Raw genomic sequence first — 20,077 nt, 5'->3', positions numbered from 1 at the left:
CCGATCTTCGTAGTCCGTACTTATACCAGCTTTGTGATTTCCTCTCCTACTTCCTCTTCTTGGCAGGCGTGTCGCCTAGCCATCTATTCCGCGTTCCTCTATCCTACTCATCCTTTTCTGACTCTGACTTCTCATCAGCATTTGTTACTGGATACCTTCCTGCAAGAGGAATTATCCATGGACCAACTCTTGGTGTACTTAGAAGCCTACGAATATGAAATGAAGTGCAAGCCGACAATCGGTTTGGCATAGGGTAAGGCAGCTTCCGACTTTTGAAAGTCGATTCAGCAGGAGACTGACCAGTCACTAGACGAGGTCTGTACACAGGTGGGCCTTGGTGAGCACCACACGTTGCTGATCGAATTCTGGGGGCATAGGTACGGCCAACGGCTTAGCGAGAAGAGCACGTCTGCAAGAACGGATGGCTGAAACCCTACCCTAAACTAGGTTGAGGCACTGTGCTGGTGGCCGTATCAGGAGTGGCGTTAGAGAAGACTAGGTTCTGCGAACCAAATAGAGGAAATCTCGCACTGGAAATAGCCTGAACGTTTTTGGTACAGCACAAATGCGTCGTAAGAGGAACGAGAGAACTCGCCCTACGCAGCTATCAAGGCAATCGAAAGAGGGTGGCGAACAGGAACGGGTACGCAGGCTTCTGCACCGATGTATTGCCATTCCCTGCCAAGTTGTGGAAAGGCTAGGCGCCTAATAAAACAAGTAGAACGCTTCTACCGATCAAAATTTGCTGTCACCTTTGCGGGCCTTTTGCCAGAGCCGTACGTGATGAACACAACCGAACAGGAAGAGCGGGAATACTTAGAAGAAATCAAGGAGAAACTGACGCTGGCCGTTAGGCGGGTTGATGACGCTGTCAAGCAGTTTGCCGACGAGCTCCGGCAGAAAAAGCAATATATCCACGAGCACCAGTCGGGCATGGACGACGCCGATATGGTCGCTGCCGGCCAATCCATCAACCGCATGGCCTTTACGGGCGAAGCCGCCGTGGCCCGCAAACGCAAGCTTATCAAGCTGGGGCAATCCCCTTACTTCGGCCGTCTTGATTTTGTGACCCCGAATCAGGTGAAAACGCCGGTATACATCGGTGTGCATTCCTTTTTCGACGAGCAGCAGCGCCAGAACCTGATCTACGATTGGCGGGCCCCCATCGCCTCCATGTTCTACGATTTCGAGCTGGGAGAGGCTTCCTATAGCACCCCTTCCGGGCCCATTCAGGGCCATATTGCGCTCAAACGGCAATACAAGATCCGGGACGGCCGTCTGGAGTTCCTGCTCGAAAATGACGTCAACATTAACGACGACGTGCTGCAGCGCGAACTGGCCAAGTCCTCCGACGATAAGATGAAGAACATCGTCGCCACCATTCAACGAGACCAGAATGCGGTAATCCGCAACGAAACCGCGCCGGTAATGGTCATTCAGGGCGTAGCCGGCTCGGGCAAAACCTCGATTGCCTTGCACCGAATTGCGTTCCTGCTGTATCGCTACCGGGAAACCATCGCAGCCAAAGACTTACTCCTCATTTCGCCCAATAAAGTCTTTGCCGATTACATTTCGAACGTCTTGCCCGAACTAGGGGAAGAACACCTTCCTGAAATGGGCATGGACGAGCTGGCCGCCGAGTTGCTCGACAACCGGTACTCGTTCCAGACCTTTTTCGAGCAGGTGTCTGCGCTGCTGGAAGACCACGATGCCGCGTTCATTGAACGCATCCAATTCAAATCTTCGTTTGAATTCCTGAGCAAGCTGAATCAGTACCTGCTCCACATCGAGAATCACTACTTTACGGTTACTGAGCTGCGGGTCGGCCAAACCTTGGTTTCCAGCCGTTTTATTCAAGAGAAGTTCCGGTCCTACCATCGGGTGCCACTCTTGAAACGCTTTGCGCTGGTGGCAGAAGATGTTCGTGCCCACGTGCGGGACACCGTCCGCCGGAAGCTGACCGGGCACGAGAAATCCATTATTGGGGAAGCCATTCCCCGCATGTTCAAGTTTCACCAGGTGCTGGAGCTCTACCGCGATTTTTACCGCTGGCTCGGCAAACCCGAACTCCTGAAGATCGACCATCGGCTGCACTTGGAATATGCGGATGTCTTTGCTCTGATTTACTTGCGCATCCGCCTGGAAGGCATCACTGCCTACGAGCAAGTCAAGCACTTGCTGGTGGATGAGATGCAGGATTACACCCCGGTGCACTATGCCGTCTTGTCTCGGTTGTTTCTGTGCCGAAAGACCATTCTGGGCGATGTTAGCCAGACCGTAAACCCCTACAGCGCTTCGTCCGCCGAAACCATCGAACGCGTCTTTCCACAAGCGGAAGTGGTCAAGCTGTACCGCAGCTACCGCTCGACCATGGAGATTACAGTTTTCGCGCAGCAGATCACGCCCAATCCTCACCTCATACCACTGGAACGGCATGGGCCGGAGCCCGTCGTGGTGCATTGCAGCAACCAGAACGAAGAGTTGGACACCATCAGGCAGCAAATCACAGCCTTCCAAAGCGCCGGCAATCATTCCCTGGGCGTTATCTGCAAAACCCTCCGGCAAGCAGCCGCGGCCTATCAGGCGCTGCAAGCATTAGGTGTTCAATTGCTGACGGCCGAGTCCACGTCTTTCAAGGAAGGGGTTATCATCACCACGGCCCATTTAGCGAAAGGACTGGAATTCGATGAAGTGATTGTGCCCTTTGCCTCTGCCCGCAATTATAAAACAGAAATCGATAAAAGGATGCTGTATGTGGCCTGCACCCGGGCGATGCACCAACTCACGCTAACGTACTCAGGAGAGCTCACCACGTTTTTATCTGCCTAGTATGGCTGCTTATTACCGAAAAGTAAGTTGAGAGCCTGGAATTGAGTGAACCCTCCAAATAGAGCACATCGGCCAGATCGGCCCGTTGCATCCAGTGTTCGGTTTCAACAAAGAGGTAGGGGAAATCCGCCTTTTTGGAAGAAGAACCCCTATAATGCTAGAGGACCCATTATCCAGCATAGGCGCTTTATTGCCTATGCTGGATAATGGGTCCTCTAGTTACTGGTAGTTGTTGCCGTGGAGGCAGTTGGTTTACTTGCGGAAAGCAGACCTCTGCCTCGGCGCTGGCTCACCCTCGAACGGCAACGTACGCACTCCTGTGTTGCTTAATCTTTCAAGACAACGCGGGAGAACTTGTTGCTTTTACCGGTAATCAGGTGCACGAGGTAAAGCTCACCGGTTAAGCGGCCTTTGGTGAATTCATACGTGAAGCGCTGACCGGCCGCACCGGAGCCTTCGCCGAGTACCGCTACTACTGTGCCTTGCAGGTTCAGCACCTCCAAGCGGTAAGCGCCGGCCGTGCCCAACGTAAAGGAAACCGTCGTAGACCCAACGCCTGGGTTCGGGGCACTCACCAGGTCGCTGTCCGCCGCCACTTCTTGCTCCGCAAGAGTCGAGCTACTGGTGCTGGTTGGGCAGCTGCCTAGCTGGTCACCACGCCTTAAGGAGGCGTCTACCTGGCTGGAGTTGACGCACCGGGTGGACCTGCCGCGGCACATAAGCACCTGGTTGTTGGCCGAGCCGCAACGGACGTCGACCACCGTGATGGTCACCGAAGCCGAAGAGCTGCACCCGGCACTGTTAAGGGCCTTAACGGTCAGGGTATAGCTACCTGCGGTGGTGGGCGTGAACACGGGGTTGGCGATGGCCGGGTTGTTCAGGCCAGCGGCGGGGCTCCAAGTGTAGCTAACGGCGCTTGTGCTGGTGCTATTGGCTTGTAGCTGCACGCTTTGGGCGCCATATCCTAGGTAAATGGTCGTGGCCGGACCGCCGGTGTACACGTTAGAAGTAGGTTGCGCGGTGATAGTAGGCGCGGCACACGAGTACATGGGCGGCATATCGAAGGCTTCTACCTGGTCGGACCGGCTGGTGCTCAGGCCTTGGCGGGCACTGAAGCCCAGACCGCGCTTGGCAAAAGCCGCCCAAATCAACTGCTGGTTGGCGCCGGCGTTATCAGCGCGGTCGGCTGCCAGAATGGCGTCGCGAGCGTCCACGAAGCCGGGGCTACAAGGTTGCAGCTTCAGGCCATCGATGACAAGCTGCATCGCGAGGTTGTTGCCGCCCTTACCGGTGTACAAATTCGGGTCGAACCCGTACTGGTTGATGAGCGACCAGGTCACGTCCCACAGCATCGTGGCCCACACGAAACCTACGCCGTGAGGCTGCGTAAGGACGGCGTTGTTGGTAGCGGCGTAAGTGTAGTTGTTTATTGCGAAATCAGTGCTGTACGGAGAAGGGCGGATGCCGCGGCCCGAGGTCGGCTGATTTTGCACGTAGGTGCCAATGCCGCGGGCTTTGGGGCCAGTGTCGCCGGCTTTCATGGTTAGCATCAGGCCAAACCAGTCGCTCCAGCCTTCGCCACCCTGTTCGGCGTTGTTTAGGCAACTGGAGTTGTTGGGGCCGCCGGTCAGGCGGGTAGAGATGCCGTGGCCGTATTCGTGAGCGATGATGCCGTTGTCGAAGTCACCGTCTAGCTCGGGCAGGGAGCCGCTGTTTTGCAGTACCACCGTTACCGGCGTGCCGGCGTCCAGCTGCTGCCGAATCCGTTGGCCCGCTTCCAGGCTGATCATGACGGCCGGAATAACAATGGCTGGCGTGGCCGTGGTCGGTGTGCCGCCCATCACGGTTGGTTCACCGCTCACGTTGTTGATGACGACCACAGCAACGGCCCCGGCTTTCTGCGCATTCTGGACCTTATCGGCAAAACCGCAGTTGCCCCGGTACACCACGGCAATGTTGCCGCTCACGGCCGCCGCGTTGGTGAAGGCACCGCAGCCTTCCTCGCTGATGCCCGGCGAAGCCGGAGGCGTGCTCTGGGCCAACACCAAGCGGCCGGTTAAGGCAGTAGCAGTCAAAGGTTTGCTAAAGGAGCCCTCTCTGGCCGGGTACGTGCCGGCAATGCCAGCCGGCGCGCTTACCTTGAACAGGTTGGGGTCAGGCGCTCCGCTCCACAAGTACATTTGCATACGGGGAGCCTGGCCATCGGTGGGCGTGGCGAAGTTGGCGTTGTTGCGGGTGGCAATTACGTTGCGGCTGTCCTGCGACTCGGCCATCACCTGGTCAGCACCTAGGCCTTGCAGGGGATTGGGGTTAGTGGTTTGGAAGTTGCCACTGACTTCGTCGAAGCCGTATTGGTACCAGATGTCGTGCATGATGTTACTCATGTAAAACAAGTTGGTCGTGGCGGCGTCGCGGTACGTGACGGGCTGCTTGGTGAAGTCAACCGGAAAGTCGAATAGCAGCGAGGAACCACCGTTGGGGCTATAATTGAGGCCGGCCAGGTTGTTGTTGTTGTCCGGATCTTCGTAAGCGTAGGCGTTGTTGCCGCGGGTGGTCGTGTAAGATATTCCCGGTGCCACGGTGTGCCAACCCATAGGCGAAGCCGTTTTATCAGCCACGTCCGTGCCTACAAATACGCGCGGTCCGTGCGAAGGCGTTTCGGTGGGAATAGCAAATACGTTGTAGGCATTGGCCGTAGGCGCGGCCATCAGGGCCTGGAACGAAAACGGCGCCGCTGTCGGGCGGCTGGAGCTTAGCGCTTGGCCACCAGGACCATCGTTGTCGAAGTTGCACTCCACAACCAGGTTATCTTTTTCGAGGAAGGCGCCGGTGGTAGCGTCCATTCGCACGATCCACCAGTTGCGGGCATCCAGCTCGTAAATGGATACCTCCCAAGCCAGCACCAATCCTTCGGCGGTGGGCTGGTATACCAGCTTGGCCGGAATTGGACGCAGAGAAATGCCACCCTCGGTGAACATCGTGGCCCGGTCAGCGCCTTGCCCTGCGACTTTTGTGGTCAACCCTTTGGGCGAGAGATTAAGGTGGCGGGCGGCAGCGGCCACGGCAGCGGTGGCGTCCAGCGTGGGCTGCTTGGCTTTAACTTTTTTGCCGACCCCTTTCTGAAAACGGTTCCCCAGATTGATAACCTGATCGTCTTTCGACAAGTTGAGGTTGCTAACTGCCCCGTGAATGTCGATGCCTTCGTAGCGCTGCTGAATGTAGAGGTGCTTGAGGCCGTTGTGCTTGCTGGCCGTCTGACTGCTCAACACGAGGTCCGCCAGGTCTTCGTCGGCTAGCTGCAGGGCTTGTTTGTTTTTTCTGAGGTGGTCCAGGGCCACCTGCGGAACGGGCTTTTTTTCGGCGCTGCCACTGCTTTGGGCAAAAGAGGCCAGATTCGTGGCCAGCAAACCTAGGGTCAACATCACCCGGGATGCGAGAAGTACTAGTTTACTCATGTACTAAAAGGGGTTAAAAGTGGGCTATAGAGGCTGTTTTTTGGTTGATTGAAAGCCATACGATATTCACCGACTATCCGGTTCCTCGGTTTACGAGCCAAACCGCATATTCTTTAAAACATTAAACGTTAGTGCTTTAGTTATAATTTGCCTGCTCGCGGCGCAGTGGCGGGTTCACACCCTCATTGGGCTACATTGGTTTCAGCGTTAATTCCTGGCATTTATCCAGGGCCAGGCTGCCGGACTGAACTGGCTTTAGCGGCAGTAAGTAGCCGACCACGCGGATGTAGTAGCAGGCGGAAATAAGTCAGTTAAACGGCGATACGTAGCATCTATAACGATTCCGCTACCAAACAGGCCGCTGGTGAAGTTAGCGCTGTCAATCAGTTCAGGATTTAGAACGACCACTCAGTTAAAGTTCTTGTTATGAGCAGCCTGGGTGCGTAAAAGCGCGCAGAAGTCGCCGCTTATCTTGCTGCTTGCTGAACGGGAATCAGACAGCTCAAAGGAGCCCAAGGGAGTTGAAACATTTCCGTATTCCCTACCTTACTACCGTCCGTTGGTTTAGTCGGGTAGCATGCTGGTTGCTGTCAGCCAGTAAGTACCCGGCGACAAGCCTGGTGGAGCCGCAACCAACTTTTATCTCCTCTCTACTTTGCCCCGCGCTTTATGTCGTTGCAACACAAGCTGCTTTCCCTTTTCTTACTGCTGCTCACGCTGCACGCTGCGGCCCAACCAACTCCCGGCGCGTACAATGTGCGCACCTACGGAGCCACCGGCAACGGCAAAACCCTTGACAGCCCCGCCATCAATAAAGCTATTGCGGCAGCCGCGCAGGCTGGGGGTGGAACCGTGTACTTGCCGGCCGGCACTTACCTGAGCGGCAGCCTTCACTTGAAGAGCAACATTGAACTTAACCTGAGCGCCGGCGCCGTTCTGTTGGGCGCCCCACAGGCCATGAATGCCTACGATCCGGCCGAAACCTTCGCCGGTAAAGCTTACCAGGATGGCGGCCACACTTATTTTCACAACAGCCTGATTTGGGGAGAGGACCTGACCAACGTTTCCATCACGGGGCGCGGCCTGATCGACGGCGGCGGGCTGACGCTCAAGGACAAAGAGCACTTAGGTAATCCCACTGGAGGCTCCATTGGCTTGGGCGACAAGGCCATCGCCCTCAAGCGCTGCCACAACGTGCTCATCCGCGACGTGACGATGGTACGCGGCGGACACTTCGCCATCCTGCTCACGGGCTGCGACCTGACCACCCTCGACAACCTGACCATCGACACCAACCGCGACGGTATCGACATCGACTGCTGCACCAATACCATGGTTTCGAACTGCCGCGTCAATTCGCCCCACGACGACGCTATTTGCCCCAAAAGCTCCTACGCCCTGGGGCGGCCCTGGCTTACGGAAAATCTGCTGATCACCAACTGCGCCGTGTCGGGGTTCGAGGAAGGCACCTTACTGGACGGCCGCCGCATTCCGGCCAAAGTGGGCTGGTCGAGTGGGCGCATCAAGTTTGGTACCGAGTCCAACGGCGGCTTCCGCAATTGCGTGGTGTCCAACTGTGTGTTTGAGAGCTGCAACGGCTTGGCCCTGGAGGAAGTGGACGGCGGCATCATGGAGAACATCAGCATCTCCAACCTAACGATGCGCAACATCTCGCACTACCCCATCTATATCACCTTGGGTAGCCGCAACCGCGGCCCGGCCGAAACCACCAAAACGGGCGTAGTGCGCAACATCTCTATTGCCAACGTGGTGGCCACCACCCGTGATTCACTCAGCGGCATTCAAATCACCGGCGTGCCGGGTCACCCGCTGGAAGGCATTCGGCTCAGCAACATCTACGTGCGCTACCAAGGCGGCGGCACTACGGCCCAAAGCCAGCGGGCGCTGCCCGAGCTGGCCTCACTGGAAACGCAGTACCCCGAACCTTTCCTGCTGGGCCCCACGCCCGCCTACGGCCTTTTCGCCCGGCACGTGCGCGACCTGAAACTAAGCAATATCCGCTTCGAGCTGAACGGACCAGACCAGCGCCCGGCCCTGCTCGCCGAAGACGTGGAGGAACTCTCCCTGGACGACTTTCAGGCTCCGGTAGCCAAGGGTGTCGAAACCGCCCGGTTTGTTGACGTCAAAGCGCGCCGGGTGCAGAATGCGCCCGGCATCAAAGCCACCAAGCCAACGCGCTAAGAAATCGAAGTTCGTTTGCGGGTATCAAAGACGCTTCAGTATGCAGCACGCGGGGCAGGTCCGGTTGGGTTGACATAAGTCAGTTTGCTTGCTGAACCGTTAGGTATCGAATGCTTCGGCCACAGGCTTTAGTTGCTTAATTATGTACTGGCCATTTCCGTTGTCAGTGGTACCTTACTACCATGAGCGTCTGCCACAACAGTTCCTTTTTCCGTTTCTGCGCATGAACAAACTTCTTCTTTCCGCTACCTTATTACTTGCCACTGCTGCCGTGTCTGAGGCCCAGGATTTCAAGTATCAAACGCCCCCCAAAGCCATTCAGGATTTGCTGCTAGCGCCTCCTACGCCCCGCGTGAGCTTGACTTCCGACGGCCGCACTATGGCCTTGTTGCAAGTGCAGGATTTCCCCACGGTGGCAGAGTTGGCCCAGCCGGAACTACGTTTGGCGGGCTTGCGCTTCAACCCGCGCACCAACGGCCCTAGCCGCGTTAGCTATGCGGTGGGCATCAAGCTCAAAAAGTTGCCCAACGGCGCCGAAACCGACGTAAAAGGTCTCCCAGCGCAGGCGCGCATCAGCGGCGTCAGCTGGTCGCCCGACAATAAAACGATGGCCTTCGCCCTCACTACGCCCGGCTCCGGCTCGGATGGTCGGGTGGAGTTATGGGTGGCCGACGTGGCCACGGCCACGGCCCGCCGCCTGCTTAGCACCCCCCTCAACGATGCCTTCGGAGCTTCCTTTGAGTGGGTATCCGATAGCAAAACGCTGCTGGCGCGCACCGTACCCGCCGGCCGCGGCCCCGCGCCATCTGCCGATGCGGCGCCTACTGGTCCTGCCGTGCAAGAGAGTAGTGGCAAAAAATCTGGGGCTCGTACGTACCAAGACTTATTGAAAAACCCTGCCGATGAGCGGTTATTCGATTACTACGCCACTTCGCAACTAGTAAAAGTAAGCTTAACGGATGGCCAGGCCCAGCCGCTGGGCCAGCCGGCGGTTATTCAAACCGCGTCGCCCTCGCCCGATGGCAAATACGTGCTGCTGCGTACCCGCCACCGGCCGTACTCTTACCTGCTGCCGCTGAGTAGTTTCCCGCAGCGCATCGATGTACTTGACATAGGTAGCGGGACGCTAGTGAAAACCGTAGCCGACCTGCCGCTGGCCGACAACGTGCCAACCAATTTCGATGCCGTAGCTACTGGCCCGCGCGGCCACTCCTGGCGCGCCGACGAGCCGGCCACCATTGCCTACGCCGAAGCCCAAGATGGCGGCGACCCCAAGGTGAAAGCCGATATTCGGGACAAGCTCTACACCCTGAGTGCGCCGTTTGCAGGTGCCGCGCAGGAGCTGGCGGCGCTGCCGATGCGTTTTGCGGGCCTCACCTGGGGCAACAATAAGCTAGCCCTGGCCGATGGCTACCGGTGGGCCGACCGCCACCAAACCACCTGGCAGCTCAACCCTAGCACCCCAGGCGCGCCGCTCCAGGTGCTCTTCGACGGCTCGGAACAAGATACCTACAAGAACCCCGGCTCGCCCTACGAGCACCGTAATGCCCAGGGCAAATCGGTGCTGCTCACCGGTGGCCCCACGGGGCAGAGCATCTATTTGCTCGGCCAAGGCGCTTCCCCCGAGGGCGACCGTCCTTTCGTAGACGAGTTGGATCTGACCACCAAGAAAACCACCCGTTGGTGGCGGTCCGAAGCGCCGGTTTATGAAATCCCAGTGGCTATTCTGGATGCCAGTGGCCAGCACCGCGACCTACTTACCCGCCGCGAGTCGTTGAATGATAATCCGAATTATTACCTGCGCGACGCCACCAAAAAAGACAAGCTAACGGCCGTTACCAAATTCGCTAACCCTTACGCCAGCTTTGGCGGCAGCTTCAAAAAGCAGGTGCTGCATTACAAGCGCGCCGATGGGGTAGACTTGACGGCTGACCTGTATTTGCCCCAGAAGTACAAGAAAACCGACGGCCCGCTGCCCACGCTAATGGAGGCGTATCCCGTTGAATTCAAAGACAAAACCAACGCTGGGCAAGTGAGCGGCTCCCCTTATACGTTCACGCGGCTGAGTTGGGCTTCCCCCGTGTATTGGGTTACGCAAGGCTACGCGGTATTAGCCAACGCCAGCATTCCGATTGTGGGCGAGGGCAACAAGGAACCCAACGATACTTACATCGAACAGCTAGTAAGCAGCGCCAAAGCCGCCATCGACGAAGGCGCCCGCCTAGGCGTAGTGGACGCCAACCGGGTGGCCGTAATGGGCCACAGCTACGGGGCCTTCATGACCGCAAACTTACTTTCGCACTCCAATTTGTTCAAGGCCGGTATTGCCCGCAGCGGCGCCTATAACCGTACGCTCACGCCGTTCGGCTTTCAAGGCGAGGAACGCACGTTTTGGCAGGCCCCGGAGGTGTATAACGCTATGTCGCCGTTCAACTTTGCCGACAAAATCAAGACGCCTATACTACTCATCCACGGCGAAGCCGACAACAACTCCGGCACCTTCCCCATTCAGAGCGAGCGGTATTATGCCGCGCTAAAGGGCCAGGGCGCCACCGCCCGTTACGTGGTGCTGCCCGCCGAATCACACGGCTACGCTGCCCGCGAGAACTTGCTTCACATGCTGTGGGAGATGGATTCGTGGCTAAACAAGTACGTGAAAGCCCCGGCGCCTGCCAACTAAAGCCTTGCTGAATAATTGGTGAGCGGCCTGGAAATACTGGTGTTTCCGCTTTAATGCAGTTGTTTCAATTGCCCTTAGCGTGGGCGCTGCCTTCACACAGCCAAATCCGCAGTAGGGGCGGGAACTGCCCGCTGGCACCAGCAAGCAATTCCCGCCCCTACTGCGGATTTAACTTATTTATTCACTAGGATCTTCGTTACCACGCCGAACCATAAGTTGCTGGTGCGCAACTACCAGTCACCGGAACCTGCTTGTTCCTGTTCGTGGATTTAGAAGACTTCCCGAACCTGGCCGAAGTGTTGAGTAACGACCAGTCCAGCTACTTCATGCGAGCCAAGCCCTACCAGAACCTGTTGGTGCACACCACTTGCGCTTTTTTCTTCAGACGCAGGCCCAATAGTATTTCATGGCTACCCCGGTGGTAGCCAGCTAGTTCTGAGAGGCCTGCATCATAGGAATAGCCTAGCGTGAGCTGCTCATAGCTGAGGCCCACCATCCCCACAAACGAGTCGAAGGCCCGCCATGACACGCCCGCCCACAGCAGGTCCTGGTACTTAAGCTTGGCGTTGAGGTCGAGTGAGAGCGGGGCCGGGTTTACGGCCTTAACCAGTACCGACGGTACCAGTGACCAGTCCTCGCTGAGCGGCAACCGTACCCCCGCCGTAGCAAAGTAGTGCCGCTTTAAGTAGTTGCCCGCGCCCGCGCCCAGCTGGTTGTTTCCAAACGAGAAGTCGAGCTTGTTGGCCAGCAGCTGCGCCCCCGATACTCCCGCGTAGAACTTGGAGCTGTACACCCACAAACCTACCGAGGCATCCAGCACCCGCGAGGCGTCGCTAGCGGCGACGGTGGTGGGGTCGAAGAACTGCAGCTGCTGACCATCAACGGCAAACTGCTGCATGCCAGCCGACACACCCAGTGCCGCCCGCAGATCGGGCGCCAAAACCAGGTTGTAGGCGTAGGAAACGTAGGCCCCCTTCCGGCTTGTGGGCCCGGTCACGTCGTTGTACACGAGGGCGCCCAGCGCGTGAAATGGCCGGCGCCGGTCGCGGATGGTGCGCTTGTTGGTGGTGCGCCACTTGCCGAGGGAAGAACTGATGCTGGCGTAGTAGGTTTTGGGGGCTCCTTCTAGGCCCACCCATTGGGTACGGTAACTGAACTTAACGTCGATGTAGTCCTCCACGCCGGTTGCGCCAGGGTTTAGGATGTAGTTGTTGTTCATGTACTGGCTGTACTGCGCCTGCTGCTGGGCCAGGGCCGGCGCGGCTGCCAGCAGCAGCGGGAGCAGCAGTAGAGGTAGAACTCTTTTCATATCAGTAATGACCTTGACGGCTATCTAAGAAAACCATGGGCCTGCGGCGCCCAACGCCGCAGGCCGTTTTGTTAATACAGAATCGTAATCGACCCGCTGTAGGATTTGCCCAGGGGGCCCTTCGTGACGACGACGTAGTAGTAAGTGCCAACTGGAGCAGGCTGGCCGTTGATGTCACCGCGCCACTCATTGGCCCGGCTGTAGTTGTTAACCGAGAAGATTCGGTTGCCCCAGCGGTTGAATACGCTTACGGTGTTGTCGGGGAATTGCTCGATGAACTCGATCTGCCAAGTGTCGTCGCGGCCGTCGCCGTTGGGTGTGAAGGCGTTGGGAATGCGAATAGCTGGGCGCACGGTCACCGTCATCTGGTCGGAGTCGGCGCAGCCCGCGGCCCCGGCCGAGATGGTGTAGGTGGTGGTCACCGTAGGCGACACGATAGGCTGCAGTCGGTCATTGCCCGGGAAAGTCTGCCCTGTCGAAGTCGTCCACGTTACTGGGTACGTGCCATCGGCGCGGCCTTCCAGTGCCACGGAGGTACCGGCCAGAATCTCTTTGTCGGGGCCGGCATCCACGTCAACCGGCGGTTGAATACGCACCGCCACGCCATTGGAAACCGCCGTGACGGTTTGTCCGCAAGCGTTGCTCGTGCGCAGACGCAGCGTCACGGTTTGGCCTTCGCGCAGCGTCGTGCTGGTGAAGACCGGGCCCGTGGCACCCGTCACATCGTTGCCGTTGACCTGCCACTGATATTCGGGTGTGGGGCCGGCTTCCGTTACACCGGTAAGACTAAACGTAAGTGGCGCACCCAAGCAAACCGGTCCGCCGGGCTGCACAGCAATGGAAAGCGACGGCATCGGCGCCGGGGTGCGCGTGACCGTAACCGTGGCCACGGCCGGCCCGGTGCTGCACAGCCCCGCCGTAGGCGTCACCTCGACAGTTACTTGGTCGCCGGAAACCAACGTGCTGCTGGTGAACGTGGGCCCACTGGCCACGGCCACATTGTTGACGAGCCAGCGGAAAGTAGGGGCGGCACCCGCGTTGGTGGGAACGGCCGTGAAAGTCAGGGCAGTGCCAGGGCATTGCACGGGCGGAGCAGTTAAGCTCACAGTAGGAGTCACGACGGGCTGCACCCGTACCGTCACCGCGTTTGTTACGCCCGTTGAGCAGGTGCCCGTACCCGAAGTCACGCGGCGGCGGAAGTAAGTGGTGGCTGTGAGAGCACCGGGCGCGAACGTTGGGTTGGTGGCACCAGCAATAGCCGTCCAGTTTGCGTTATCCGGCGAAGATTCCCACTGGTAGGCAAAGGTGCCCGTGCCGCCACTGGCTGCACCGCCGCTCAAGGGGGTAGGGGTGGCGCCCGCACAAATATCTTGGTCAGCGGTGATACTACCCGCAATAAGGTCGGGTAACACGGTCAGAACAACGGAGGCCGAATATTCGGGTCCGCAGGCTCCCGAACTCACCCGGCGGCGGAAGTAGGTAGTGGCTGTGAGTGGACCGGGCGCGTAGTCGGCAGCGGTGGCCCCGGCGATGGGCGTCCAGGCAGTATTATTAGGCGAGGATTCCCACTGGTAATTATAGCCACCCGGGCCGCCGCTAGCTCCTGCCGTGCTGGTGAGCGGGGCGGGAATAGCGCCTGCGCACACGGCCTGATCGGCGGCGATGGTGCCGGCGACTAAGGCCGGCGCCACCGTAATGGTGACTACATTAGACAAGGCTGGTGCACAGGACCCCGCAGTTACCCGGCGACGGAAGTAGGTGGTAGCCGTGAGGACACCAGGGGTAAAAGTATCGCTCGTGGCGCCGGCTACGGCCGACCAGTTTGTATTATCCGGCGAAGATTCCCACTGATAGGCGAACGTACCCGTGCCCCCCGTAGCTGCGGCATTGCTGGTGAGCGGGGCTGGCGTGGCGCCGGCGCACAGCGCTTGGTCGGCGGCAATACTGCCGGCCACCAGAGCGGGCAGCACCGTTAGAGTGATAGAGGGCGAATACGCTGGTCCGCAGCCGCCGGAATTTGCCTGGCGGCGGAAGTAGGTAGTAGCCGTGAGCGGACCAGGCGCATAGTCGGCAGCGGTAGCCCCGGCAATAGGTGTCCAGGTTACGTTGTCTGCCGAAGATTCCCACTGGTAAGTAACCATGCCCGTGCCACCCGTAGCCGCGGCTGTGCTGGTGAGAGGGCTAGGTGTGGCGCCTGCGCACACGGTTTGGTTGGCGGCAACGGTACCAGCTACCAGAGTTGGCAGCACGGTAATGGCAACAGAAGGCGAATACACCGGCCCGCACGGTCCCGAAGTTACCTGACGCCGGAAGTAAGTGGTAGCCGTAAGCGCGCCGGGTGCAAAAGTCGGCCCGGTGGCGCCAGCTATTGGGGTCCAGTTTGTGTTGTCCGTTGAGGATTCCCACTGATAAATAAAGGTGCCCGTGCCCCCGCTAGGTCCCGCCGTACTAGTGAGCGGGGTAGGCATAGCGCCGGGGCACAGCGCTTGGTCGGCAGCAATGCTGCCAGCCGTCAGCGCGGGTGCCACGGTGATGGTAACGACGTTGGACACCGCCGGGGCGCAAGCGCTGCCCGAGCTAGCTTGGCGCCGGAAATAGGTAGTGGCTGGGAGGGCGCTGGGCGCCAACGTTGGCCCAGTAGCGCCGGCTACAGCCGTCCACGTCACATTATCCGCCGAAGATTCCCATTGATAAACGATAGTGCCAGTGCCGCCCGTAGCCGCAGTATTGCTGGTAAGCGGGGCAGGGGTACCGCCAGCGCATAGGGTTTGGTCGGCGGCAATATTGCCGGCAACCAGGGCAGGCACCACGGTTACCGTGACGGTATTAGAAGGCGTGGTGGTACAGGCGCCGGAGCTTACCTGGCGGCGGAAATAAGTGGTAGCCGTGAGCAGGCCAGGAGCGAAAGTATCGCTCGTAGCACCGGCTACAGGTGTCCAAGTAGTGTTGTCCGTTGAAGATTCCCACTGGTAAGTGAACGTACCCGTACCCCCCGTAGCCGCGGCCGTGCTCGTCAGCGGCGCGACGGGGCTGCCAGCACATACAGTTTGGTCGGCGGCAACGCTGCCGGCAACCAAGGCAGGCGCTACGGTGATAGTGACGACGTTAGACACCGCCGGGGCGCAGGCACTACCCGAACTTACCTGGCGCCGGAAGTAGGTAGTAGCCGTGAGTGGGCCAGGTGCTAAAGTCGGTCCGGTGGCGCCAGTTACAGCCGTCCAGGTAGTGTTGTCCACCGAGGACTCCCACTGATAGGCGAACGTACCCGTGCCCCCCGTAGCCGCGGCATTGCTGGTGAGCGGGGCCGGCGTGGCGCCGGCGCACAGCGCTTGGTCGGCAGCAATATTGCCGGCCACCAAAGCGGGCACCACGGTAATTGTAACGGTGCCAGACAGCGCGTTGCAGGGACCCGAAGTTACTACGCGGCGGAAGTAGGTGGTAGCTGTGAGCGGACCGGGCGCGTAGTCGGCAGCGGTGGCCCCAGCAATAGGCGTCCAGGTTGTGTTGTCCGCTGATGATTCCCACTGATAAGTAAAGGTGCCCGTGCCGCCTGTTGCCGCGGCCGTGCTAGTCAGCGGCGCGACGAGGCTGCCGGCGCATACGGTTTGGTCGGCGGCAATGCTACCAGCGGCTAGGGTAGGCACCACGGTGATGGCTACTGAGGCAGTGAAGCTAGGAGTACAGTAAGGACCTGATTGGTTGGGCAAAAGTAGTTGAGCGCGCCGCCGGAAGTAGGTTGTTCCGATTGGCAGCGAAGCTGGTGGCAGGTAGGTGGGACCGGTAGCCCCGTTGATAGCGGTGAAAGTGGTGTTATCCGATGACGTTTCCCACTGGTAAATGAGCGGCAGGCCAGCATCACCCGAAGCATTGGTAGTACTAGTAAGAGCAGCCGGCGTTGTTCCGGCGCACACTGTCTGGGGGGCAGCAATGCCACCCGGCTCGGGCAGGCCTGGCACCTGAATAACCCCCTGGGCTTCGCGGCAAAAACAGTCATTGGTGATGCGCAGCGTAACGTTGTAGTTGCCGGGGGTAGCGTAGGTGTGAACGGGATTCTCTAGTGAGGAGGAAGTGCCGTCGCCGAAAGTCCAGGCATACACCAGATTGGTGGCTTGCACGGCGAAGCTGGCCTGAAAAGTTATTTCCCGGCAAGCCGTGATTTCCGCGCCAATGCCGGCCCGGAGCAAAGAGCTCTGGTTGAAGTTGGGTAAGCCCAGACCGCTGCGGCGGCCACCCAGCTGCAAGCTGTCATCAGCGTAGCCAATGGCAGCGCCCAAAGAATCGGGGTAGGCAATAAAGCCTAGCGCGGGCTGGTTTTCGCGGGCCACGTAAATCTTGCCGTCTGGGGCGGCCTGCATGGAGCCTAGGTTGACCGGGGTGGTTTGATTGAGTGGAATGACTTGCTTACTGGCCGGCACGTTGGGGGCGCTCAAATCAAACTGCAGCAGCTGCGGCGGGCTTAGCACGGTGGCATAGAGCCGGCTGCGGCCCGGCGAAAATTCGACGCCATAGTAACGGCCCGCCCCGCGGTCGATGATCCGGGGGTTGCTGACCACACCCGTAGCGGCATCGAAAGCAAACAGCTCGACGCTGTTGCTCGCGCTGTCGGCCGCAACTTCGCTGAAGCGGGCCACCGCCAGCTGTTCGCCGTCGGGTGACACTTTCATTTGGCCGCGGTAGCCCTGGGCGGAAAGGCTCGACGTGTGCGCAGACCCAACGCGGGAAATTACCGGCGTGGGCTGGACACCCATCGGCGTCACCTGGTACGCCAGAAAAGCGTCGCCCCGGCTGTCGGTGCCCGTATTTGCCGTGCCCCAACCGTGCACAATGATCCAGATATCGCAGCCATTTTTGTGAAACACGCCCGTCATCTTCTCAGTCGTACCGCGGGCGAGCGGGGTGTTCTTGGTGGCAGCTGTTACCGTGCCCGCCCCCCCGCCGGCGGGAATAACAACTTCCGAGTAGCTCAGGCCAGGACTACCTTGCGCCCCCTGCGTGAAAACGAGGTAGCGCGTAGGCATGCCCGGCATTACGAAGCCCGGCATTTTGATAGCCAGGGGACCATCCGTGGCAAGGGGATTGCCGCCCAGGCCCGTGCCGTTAACCATAACAGTGTGGTTACGGTCCCAGATGGTGTCGCCGTTGGTGTAGAAGAGCAGGTTGCCCGTACCATCCGACATCACCCCCGAGCCAGCGGGCGCCACCATCTGGCCATTGGTTAGCACCGCTGGCGGAATGGAGTCTGTTGCTACGTTGAAGTTCAGACCTGCTTTGTAGCCGAAATACCAGGTGTTGATAAACTTCTCATCTTGGCTGCACTCCGGGGGCGAGGTTCCTTGCGCAAGGGCTGTTGTGGCCGTGCCGCTTAGCAGCAAAACCAGTAGCAGTAGCAGCCAATTAGCTGTTAGTCGTGCCCTCTTGGCTGCGTACCAATTGCTAACGCCAACGGGCTGGCCGGGCTTAGAAATAGGCAGGAAGAGCTTTCGGGTAGTAGATAAGGCAGGAGACGGTAGCTCTGCAGGCATAGGAGGGCGGATAAATAGGCAAACAGGTAAGCAGATACTCAGAAGAAAAGTGCCACTCGCTGTCCTTAAGAAACGGAACCCAATGGCTAATTATTGCTAAAAAGCGTTGCTGGTCGGTATCAGTAAAACTACACACTGCCAGCCAAGTTTATGCAAGCCAATATCAGAATAGTGCCTAAGGCCACCGCCAACCACCAATCTGACGCTAGGTTAGCTAAACCAGCGTTTCCCTAATCACTAATGCCTCTTCCGTACTTGCTACTTTCCAGTCTCTCCAATAGCGCAACGTGCCCCGTCCGGGCAGCCGCCGTGCCTTCCTCTTTAGCAGCGGTAAGGCTTTGCGTACTTCTGCTACGTGAATATGGTGGGACAACAAGTTAAGCGGGGCTGGCTGGCTGCCCCGCTGGCTGCTGGCGGGGCTACTGGCGGGCTACAATTTGGTGCCTAATATCAAGCCCGTAACGGCATGTACGCTTCCCTAAATAGGGAGCCAGTTGTGAGTAGAGAAAAGCGTATTTTCACTACCTGACACCTGCAAGATGAAAAAAGGACGATTCAGCAAAGCCCAAATTGTGGCCATTCTGCAACAGCAAGCCAGCGGCCAGACCGTGGCACAAATTGTGCGCGAGCACGGCTTGAGCGAAGCCACCTTCTATGCCTGGAAGAGCAAGTATGCGGGGGCGAGTGTGGCCGAGCTGACCCGGCTGAAGCACTTGGAGGACGAGAATAAGCGCCTCAAACAGATGTTTGCCGACCTAAGCTTGGAGAACCAGGCTATCAAGGAGATACTGCGAAAAAAGTAGCCAGCCCTGCGGCGCGGCGCCAGGCAGCGCAGGGCTTAGTGAGTAACGGCTGGAGCCAGCGGCGAGCATGTGCGTTGGTGGGGCTCTCGCGTGGCAGCTACCAGCCGGGGGTGCGGGGGCGCAACGACGAGCCGGTGCAGCAGGCGCTCCGGGCGTTAACCGGTCGGCACCCGGGCTGGGGCTTCTGGAAACTGCACCACCGCTTGCGCAAAAACGGCTTGGTCATCAACCACAAACGCACGTTGCGTATTTATCGGGCCCTGGCCCTGAACCTGCCCCGGCGCCTAAAAAAACGGGTGCCGACCCGTGTCAAGCAGCCGTTGGCGGTGCCCGGGACGGCCAACGTGTGCTGGTCGCTCGACTTCACCAGTGACGTGTTGACGGACGGCCGTCGGTTTCGGACCCTGAATGTGCTCGATGAGTACAATCGGGAATTGCTGGGCCTCGAAGTTGACTTTTCCTTGCCCGCCGCTCGCGTGGTGCAGGTGCTGACGCGCTTGGTCGAGTACCATGGCCGGCCGGCGCAGCTGCGCACCGACAACGGGCCGGAATTTATCAGCGCCCGGTTGAGCGAATGGTGCGAGGCGCAGGGCATCGCCCTGCACTGGATTCAGCCCGGCAAGCCGACCCAAAATGCCTACATCGAACGCTTCAACGGCTCGTTTCGCCGCGAACTGCTCGACGTCCACCTATTTCGCTCATTAACTCAGGTGCGTCAACTGGTGGACGAATGGATGCTCGACGACAACACACAACGGCCGCACCAGGCCTTGAATTTTATGCCCCCCACCGAATTTAAACAAGCCGCTTAGCCTCTGCTAACGACTGGCTTACCGAAAGGGGAAGCGTACATTAAGCTCCAAATTACTACAGCTCCTGGCAACAAAATGTACAATAACCGTTTGTTTTTCATCGGAAAGAAAAAGGTCGTTTACTCGACAAAAGACCAACATTGCCAGCACGATCAATGGATCGCACTGCCCAGTAATAGGTGCCTGGAAAAGGCATCATGCTTTGATTACCCGGGGATAAAGTGCTGGTGCTGCTAGCTTGAGGAAAACCATCCTAGTGCTTAGTCAGGGAAATTGACTAACAAAATAAGTGGTCTGTGGGTTGGGGGCTCATGGCACGCCCTCTTACTTTTCAGGTGCGTTAGTTAAAGCTATGCCCTTTAGGGCAAGACTTTAGTTGCTACTCAGCTGTAGAGGGGAAGTAACTTTGCAGCATGCAACAACGGGCAGGTAGTCATTCGGTTCATCAGCTGCAAGGGCATCTTG

The 20,077-nt window shown here is 58.6% G+C and carries 7 protein-coding genes; 4 read left to right on the top strand and 3 right to left on the bottom strand.

From position 1 onward, the window contains the following. Nucleotides 1-783: 783 nt before the first annotated feature. On the top strand, nucleotides 784-2,829 hold the full coding sequence (locus VF639_RS24950) for a HelD family protein (RefSeq protein WP_331148685.1): 2,046 nt from the start codon (nucleotides 784-786) through the stop codon (nucleotides 2,827-2,829). 326 nt (nucleotides 2,830-3,155) lie between these two features. Here VF639_RS24950 and VF639_RS24945 read toward each other — a convergent pair whose 3' ends face one another. After that, nucleotides 3,156-6,284, bottom strand: a complete 3,129-nt coding sequence (locus VF639_RS24945) for a T9SS-dependent M36 family metallopeptidase (protein ID WP_331148684.1) — start codon at nucleotides 6,282-6,284, stop codon at nucleotides 3,156-3,158. Nucleotides 6,285-6,953: 669 nt separating this feature from the next. Between VF639_RS24945 and VF639_RS24940 the strand changes: the two genes are divergently transcribed. Next, a complete protein-coding gene (locus VF639_RS24940; RefSeq protein ID WP_331148683.1) occupies nucleotides 6,954-8,486 on the top strand; it encodes a rhamnogalacturonidase in 1,533 nt (510 codons plus the stop codon). Nucleotides 8,487-8,709: 223 nt separating this feature from the next. Beyond that, nucleotides 8,710-11,166: a prolyl oligopeptidase family serine peptidase gene (locus VF639_RS24935; protein ID WP_331148682.1), complete on the top strand. Its 2,457-nt coding sequence runs from the start codon at nucleotides 8,710-8,712 to the stop codon at nucleotides 11,164-11,166. A 340-nt stretch (nucleotides 11,167-11,506) separates the two neighbouring features. Here the strand turns inward: VF639_RS24935 and VF639_RS24930 are convergent, their stop codons facing one another. After that, on the bottom strand, nucleotides 11,507-12,475 hold the full coding sequence (locus VF639_RS24930) for a PorP/SprF family type IX secretion system membrane protein (protein WP_331148681.1): 969 nt from the start codon (nucleotides 12,473-12,475) through the stop codon (nucleotides 11,507-11,509). Between the two features lie 71 nt (nucleotides 12,476-12,546). Beyond that, nucleotides 12,547-17,997 (bottom strand): T9SS type B sorting domain-containing protein, encoded by a 5,451-nt coding sequence (locus VF639_RS24925; RefSeq protein ID WP_331148680.1) that lies wholly within the window; start codon nucleotides 17,995-17,997, stop codon nucleotides 12,547-12,549. A gap of 539 nt (nucleotides 17,998-18,536) precedes the next feature. On the opposite strand from VF639_RS24925, the gene VF639_RS24920 reads away from it, so the two are divergent. Continuing rightward, nucleotides 18,537-19,612, top strand: a protein-coding gene (locus VF639_RS24920) for an IS3 family transposase (protein WP_331148679.1) whose coding sequence is annotated in 2 segments (ribosomal slippage) — nucleotides 18,537-18,786 and nucleotides 18,786-19,612 — 1,077 coding nt in all. Because the reading frame shifts where the segments join, the coding sequence is not laid out codon by codon here. Nucleotides 19,613-20,077 lie beyond the last annotated feature (465 nt).

The sequence above is a fragment of the Hymenobacter sp. genome, assembly GCF_036387835.1.
GTDB lineage: Bacteria > Bacteroidota > Bacteroidia > Cytophagales > Hymenobacteraceae > Hymenobacter.
Note: the sequence above shows the minus strand (reverse complement) of the source record. Positions and strands in the feature narration are given on the sequence as shown.